We start from the raw sequence: 6818 nt of genomic DNA, 5'->3' as shown, positions 1-6818 counted from the left end.
GGCTAGAAGATCGAAGTGCTCACGGAAACGCCGATAGACACGCACATCGTCGGTCGGGTTAAGACATGGCTTAATAGGGTCGCTGCGGCCGGTTGAATGCCCCTCACGCCGACATTCTGCGACATGTTGCCTGATTGAAAATTGTGAACAACGATCCATCTGTGTCCAAGTAGCAATAATGTGGTATAAGTGATTTGGTCGCCTACCATCAGAAGCGGCCGGCGGCGGGAGACGCATCTTAACGATGTCACCAGGTAGGATTGGCCTGCAGGCGAGACACCTCGATCTATTTCGAGGTACGGCTCATGAGCTGATGGCGCATCCAGCGTTTGCGAGACTCGGGAACATAAGCTTCCTGGGTATCTTATCCCTACAATTCGCGAGCGTTAGTGGGTTTCCCCTAAAACGGTCAGATTCTGCGGTAACACGAACGCCTGACGGAACTCGCGCAAACCACAGTGTGGCAGTGTCGAAAGCTGCACAACGATTTGCCATACACTTGCAATTGTCCGAGGAAGCACAGAGGTAYGCGGTAGTATGGGGCTTACTGCACGACATAGCAACTTGGCCACTATCGCATACTGGCGAAGCCGGGTTCTCAAAAGTTTCCGGCGTGGATTCAGGCCAACTTCGATGCATGATGGTAACTGGTTCCCATAGACTACCATCTCGATTGTCGCTCTACAGACTCATAAAATCTCTATCGATCGATAGCGGCAAGCTGCTGGCCCTTTTCGACCGTGCTGATGAGCCATTCGATTACGATCTTATGGTCTTACATCGACTCATCCACTCTCCCTTTACTCCCGATACATTAGAGGGAATTAGGCGGACAGGATTGGCTTTTGGACTCAAAGTTCCCACGCCGTCTGCCGTCTCCTGCGCATTCGAAAACGACCTTGTTTCAGGGTTAAGGGTGAGGGGGGGTGACTCTGAGGTGCTCTTTAGGTTCTGGCGGGCGAAATCGCTGATCTACAGGCGAATTATCAATCGTCCAAAAGTGGTTGAGTTCGAATCTGCCTGGTCAAACTCAATCCGAGATCGCTTCTGCCGCCTGTCTCTCACAGAAACTTTAGAGCTTACTGAAGCGGAAGTTTTGCACTCGCTTAATGGCTCCACTGTTGCGACGAAGGACGTTGTTCGTTACAAGCCCCCACAGATTTATACTATTGCCCACGGTTATCGAAAATCGAAGCACCTATCATCCCCAGTGCCGGCCGAGGAGATGGCAAAGATTTTTCTAAGAGAGCCAATGGCTGGGAAGACATAGAATTTTCGGGGGGAGCATGGAGTGCCTAAAGGCTTGTCTCAAAGGCGATCGTCTTGCAATTTACACAAGGGCGGCCGAACTCTCACATAAATTGATCCAGCAGGCTCGCGACACGATCGATACTTTTCTATCGGAAAGGTCAATAGATCACGGTGATCTATGCTTTGCAGTTGTCGGCTCTGTAGGGAGACTCGAAGCGCTGGAGGCGTCCGATTTCGACGTTATTCCAATTGCTAACAGTGCCAGTGCGCTTGAAAACTACAAGACACACGATAAGGACCTACGGAAACGACTTTCGGAAGCTCTTGGCGTGAAGGTTTCAGCGGGCGAAGACCTAACAAAGCCTACCTCACTGGAAGAGCTTACCCGCGCCGAAGCCATAGGCGGAGATGCTGACGACAGCAGCCAACTCACGAAACGCATTTTGATATTGAGCGAAAGCCGCCAAGCCGGGGGATCCTTACCTGTTATGGATGTGCGGTCAAAGATACTTGGGGCCTATGCAAGTGCTGACCGAACAAGCGGGCGCCATGCCTTATCGTTATGCAATGATATTGCCCGGTACTTCAAAACTCTCTGCATTGAGTACAAAGCTAAAATCGATGAAGAGAATAAAGATTGGTGTACACGCAACATTAAGCTAAGGCATAGCCGAAAGATTTGGTATTTTTCATGCATGTTGAGCATGGTTGACGCTGCTGAGTCTCCACCTGATGATGAAGATAAATTCATTTCCAGCCTGTTAAAGCACTTAGATACGTCTCCTTCGGAACGGATAGTAAACGCACTCTCTAAAGCAGGACGGATATCGGCAGGCCGGCTTTTGGAGAGCTACGCCTTGTTCTTAGAATTCATGTCTCAGGCAAATAATCGTGCAGCTCTAAGTCGGGTTAGTCATTCTGCCCGTTATGCGATGACCCTGGATAACCCGTTCCCATCCATGAAGTTCAATTCGGACCTCATTCATTCCGAGATAATGTCTATCATCGATGAGCTCCCCCCGGGGACCCGGAGGAGGCTTATTGGTTGGTTTCTCCTGTGAATGAAAGGCGGCGGAGCGAAGTCCGGAATGGCGGGGGAGGTCTCTCCGGGGAGCCTCAAATGAGTTCGCGATGGTATGCCGATCCTGTGCTACCCTACTGTAACAAACGCTTGGGAAGCGCGAAAATAGGTAATAGAATCAATTACTAGAGGGCACCTGAGCGCAATCCTCTTCTGGGCACAACGTGCTTAAGATGGCAGCTTTACGGCCTCTACAAGCGCTCTCTTCGCCCTTTCCGGGTCCTGCCCCGCGTAACCATGCTGGCTGAGGTCGAGGCTCTTAGCCCGCTCACTGTCCGTATGCCCAACCACCCACGTAATGGTCCACTCGTCAAAGCCCTCGGCACCCGCAAGCTTGGCATCACGCGCCTTCCGGATGAACCAGCGGCAAAGTCGGCTTAGACCTCAATCAGCCTCTTCGCTGTCAAATTCAGAAAGATTGGACCGAATGGGATGGCCGCGCCGCCTGGCTTCTTTCAGGAAATCAATGACAGAATCGGGAGGTCGACGACGCTGGCCTGTAGCCCTCCTTTTGGCCCGCGCAATCCTTGCGAAGGCGATCTCAGCCGCCGAAGGGCTGACTTGGAAGCGCATTGCTATGTCCTCTGGGCATGTGCCATCGATTGCCAAGAGCGTGGGAACTAGAAAAAAGGATGCGAAGACATTCGCTTCCTCTTCTTCAATGCGATCGCGTGCCGTGGGGTAGGCGGTAAGTCTTTGGGTCCGCTCCTTCATACCTTTATGCCCAAGGAGATAATGTCCAAGCTCGTGAGCTATGGTAAACCTCGCCCGTTCCCGTCCTGCCCTCACATCCTCCATGACGCTCTCACGCACTATTAGCGTATCCGCCGCCTCGTCCATCAGCGCTTCGCCCTGACCTAGTTCCCCGACAGTCGCTATACGAAAGCTGAATTTTCGGCCCCGTTGCTGGAATGCTTCAAGCACATTGAACATGCACGGAGCCAACACCCCTTCCAGACCCAACCTGCGCCGAAAATCGTGTGCTGCCTTCTCGATAAATTCTTCACTGAGATTCATCATCGCCTCAAACCTCGGATGAGCGCCCGACTCTGGTGCTGACACCATATGATGTGTTTCAATTTCCTTCAAATACTAAATACGGGGGGTCGGAGCGCTTAAAGTGGGCAGTGCGGTTTCTTATGCTTCTGCGTAACGACACTGTGTTACAGAGGCTCGACTGCGAACCAAATTTATGATAGAAATCAATGACGAAGAGGCCTAAGAGCGCAATCCTCTTCTGGGCACCAAATTCCCGTTTCGAACCGCTCGATGGTTCAGAGACGCAGACAAAGAAAGCCCGGTTCGTCCGGGCTTTTTCTTTGTCCGAGGCATCGTCGTCCGGCCGGACACGGCCGAAAAGGACCGCTGTCGCGACAAAGCTTTGACATGATCGCGGCTAGTTTAGAGCCATCTAAAACTGGATGGCCGGAATGAACCCAACCTATACAGGCGCGCAGAAGGCCATTCACTGGGCCGTGTTTCTCCTTGTCATCGGCCTCTATGGCTTGACCTACCTGGAGGACCTGTTTCCACGTGGCGATCCCGGCCGCGCACTCGTCTGGTGGTTCCACATTTCGTTTGGGATGCTGCTGTTCGCACTCGTCGTCATCCGCGTCGGCTTGCGCCTGACGCTGGGAGCACCGGGCCTGCCGCGGGAAATGTCAGAACTGGAACGATGGGCGGCCAAGGTCGCGCATCTCTTACTCTACGCGCTGCTGGTGACCATTCCGGTGCTCGGCATCCTGCTGACCTGGTACAGGGGTGACGCCTTGAGCTTCTTCGGTCTCTTCACCATTCCGGCTCCGGTTTCGCCCGACCGCGACACAGCCCGGTTCATCAGGGAACTGCACAGCCTGTGCGCCAATCTGATCCTCATCCTTGCCGGCCTGCACGCGGCCGCCGCGCTGTGGCATCATTTCATCCGCAGGGACGACGTGCTCAAGCGCATGCTGCCGCAAACCAGAACGGGTTCGTGAGAGGCGGCGGCCCGTCACTGCAGAGCGACGGCGTGGCGGCCATCAGCCAAACCTCCCCTCGCGGCTAGGCGCTGAACAAACCGCTTCAAAGTGCGCGGCTGCTTCGCTACGCTCGCATCCATGTCCCAGTCCAGCACCGCAATCTTCGGCGCCCGTCGCGATCAGGCGTTTCCCACGCTAACCGAGGCAGATATTGACCACATGCGCCGGTTCGGCGAAGCCAGCGCCTATGCCGCCGGCGAGCACATCATCAAGGCAGGTGATGTCGCGCCCGGCCTGATCGTCGTGCTGTCGGGCACGGTCGATATCACCCAGGATGGCCTTGGCCGGCGCGAGACGATCGTCACCCAYGGYCCSGGCARYTTCSTCGGCGAGCTGGCGCAGCTTTCGGCSCGCCCMTCGYTGGTCAATGCCGAGGCCGCCGAACCGGTCGAGGCCTTCGTCATCCCCTCGCAGCGCGTGCGCGACCTGATGGTGCAGGAGGCCAATCTCGGCGAGCGCATAATGCGGGCGCTGATTCTGCGCCGCGTCGGGCTCCTGGAAAGCGCCACCAGCGGGCCGATCATCATCGGACCATCAGGCAATGCCGACGTCTTGCGGCTGCAAGGSTTTYTGGCSCGCAGCGGCCARCCGCACCGCGTGCTCGATTCCGRCRSCGAYCCKTGCGCGAMRACSCTGRTCGAACGCTTCSAKGTCGACCCGCACCATCTGCCGGTGGTGCTGTGTCCGAACGGCAGGCTGCTGATGAATCCCGGCGAGAAGGACCTCGCCCGCTGCATCGGCCTGCTGCGGCCGATCGATGCCGATACGCTCTATGACGTAGCCATTGTCGGCGCCGGGCCAGCGGGGCTGGCGGCGGCCGTCTATGCGGCCTCCGAAGGGCTGTCGACCATCGTGCTCGATTGCCGGGCCTTCGGCGGACAGGCCGGCGCCTCCTCGCGGATAGAAAACTATCTCGGCTTCCCCACCGGCATTACCGGCATGGCGCTGATGGCACGCGCCTACAATCAGGCGCAGAAATTCGGCGTCGAAATGGTGATCCCCGACGAGGCGAAGCTGTTGAGCGCCGCGACCGACAATTCGGGCGCCCGCTACCTGCTCGATGTCGGCGACGGCGAGACGGTGCGCACGCGCAGCGTCGTCATCGCCAGCGGCGCACGCTATCGGCGCCTCGAAGTCGCCAACCTGTCGCAGTTCGAGGGCACGTCGGTGCATTATTGGGCGTCACCCATCGAAGGGCGGCTTTGCGCCGGCCAGGAAGTGGCACTGGTCGGCGCCGGCAATTCGGCGGGCCAGGCGGCGGTCTACCTCGCCAGCCACGCGCGCAAGGTGGCGCTGCTGGCGCGCGGCGGCAGCCTCGATGCCTCGATGTCACGCTATCTGGTCGAGCGCATCAAGGCGCAGCCGAACATCGAGGTGCTGACCGAGACCGAGATCGAGGCGCTGGACGGCGAGGGCGGCAATCTTGCCAAGGTCCGCTGGCGCAACCGCGTCAGTGGGGAAGAAACGACGCGCCCGATCCGGCATCTCTTCCTGTTCATCGGCGCCGACCCCAACACCGACTGGCTGGCGCAATGCAATGTGGCGCTCGACGCCAAGGGGTTCATCCGCACCGGATCGGAGTTGGGGCCGGAACACGGTCTGATGGAAACCAGCCGTAGTGGCGTGTTCGCCATCGGCGAYGTKCGTTGCGGCTCGGTCAAGCGCGTCGCAGCGGCCGTCGGCGAAGGCGCCCAGGTGGTCGCGGCACTGCATGCTTATCTTGCGCGGGACGGCAGCCAAACCGTCTCGCCTCAAAGCATGATCCCGAAAAGTGGGGGCCGGTTTTCGGAAAAAGATCATGCTTCAACGAAGAGATAGTTCAGGAGAGTGTGATGGCGGACGAATGCAAACATGCGGCCGGGATCAAGGATGTGACGCCGAGCGCGCTYGGCTGCGAGGAATGCCTGAAGAGCGGCTCATGGTGGGTGCATCTGCGGCTCTGCCGCACCTGCGGCCATGTCGGCTGCTGCGACGACTCGCCCAACCGCCACGCCACCAARCACTTTCACGCCACCAGCCATCCTRTCATCGARGGCTACGAYCCGCCGGAAGGCTGGGGATGGTGCTATGTCGACGAGGTGTTTCTCGACCTCGGCGACCGCACAACGCCGCAGAACGGCCCGATCCCAAGGTTTTATTGAGACGACGCGTAACGAGGTAAGTTTCCGAGGCGCAAAAAAAGCCCGGTTGCCCGGGCTTTTTTCATGCCATCCCGATCTCGCGATCAGTCCCGCTTTGGCGTCACCGGCGCGGGGGTCGGATTATCGACGCTGTTCTCATTCACCTGGAAGGCTTTGCCATCAACCTTCTTTTTCCTGAGATCGTCGCCGGTCTCAGGCTGCGGCGGGCGCTTGGGATTTTGCTTGCTGTTGTCGTTGATGTCGAAAGCTCTGGTCATCATGTCCTCCAGGGGCTGTCCTGGAAGACAATGTTCGACGGCGCGGCGGGTTCCGCCGCTGAAAGCTCGA

Annotated in this window: 6 protein-coding genes; 4 read left to right on the top strand and 2 right to left on the bottom strand. The window is 57.6% G+C overall.

The genetic code is table 11. The features are described from left to right. The first annotated feature begins 1286 nt into the window (after positions 1-1286). Positions 1287-2312, top strand: coding sequence for a hypothetical protein (locus AC1DX0_RS10650; RefSeq protein WP_477218983.1), 1026 nt, complete (start codon positions 1287-1289; stop codon positions 2310-2312). Positions 2313-2716: 404 nt separating this feature from the next. Here the strand turns inward: AC1DX0_RS10650 and AC1DX0_RS10645 are convergent, their stop codons facing one another. Beyond that, complete coding sequence (locus AC1DX0_RS10645; RefSeq protein ID WP_477218982.1) at positions 2717-3352, bottom strand: ImmA/IrrE family metallo-endopeptidase; 636 nt, start codon at positions 3350-3352, stop codon at positions 2717-2719. Between the two features lie 410 nt (positions 3353-3762). Between AC1DX0_RS10645 and AC1DX0_RS10640 the strand changes: the two genes are divergently transcribed. The 3 genes from AC1DX0_RS10640 (at position 3763) to AC1DX0_RS10630 (ending at position 6491) form a co-directional block, all read left to right on the top strand. Next, positions 3763-4308 carry a cytochrome b gene (locus AC1DX0_RS10640; RefSeq protein ID WP_477218981.1) on the top strand — a complete coding sequence of 182 codons (546 nt, stop codon included), beginning with the start codon at positions 3763-3765 and terminating at the stop codon, positions 4306-4308. A gap of 120 nt (positions 4309-4428) precedes the next feature. Beyond that, a complete protein-coding gene (locus AC1DX0_RS10635; protein WP_477355277.1) occupies positions 4429-6168 on the top strand; it encodes an FAD-dependent oxidoreductase in 1740 nt (579 codons plus the stop codon). A 14-nt stretch (positions 6169-6182) separates the two neighbouring features. Then, positions 6183-6491 carry a UBP-type zinc finger domain-containing protein gene (locus AC1DX0_RS10630; RefSeq protein WP_477355274.1) on the top strand — a complete coding sequence of 103 codons (309 nt, stop codon included), beginning with the start codon at positions 6183-6185 and terminating at the stop codon, positions 6489-6491. Between the two features lie 83 nt (positions 6492-6574). On the opposite strand, the gene AC1DX0_RS10625 is transcribed toward AC1DX0_RS10630, so the two are convergent. Further along, a complete protein-coding gene (locus AC1DX0_RS10625; RefSeq protein ID WP_477218979.1) occupies positions 6575-6748 on the bottom strand; it encodes a hypothetical protein in 174 nt (57 codons plus the stop codon). Positions 6749-6818: the final 70 nt, after the last annotated feature.

This window comes from Mesorhizobium sp. P3_A9 (genome assembly GCF_056402975.1).
This window is presented reverse-complemented; position numbering and strand designations above follow the sequence as displayed.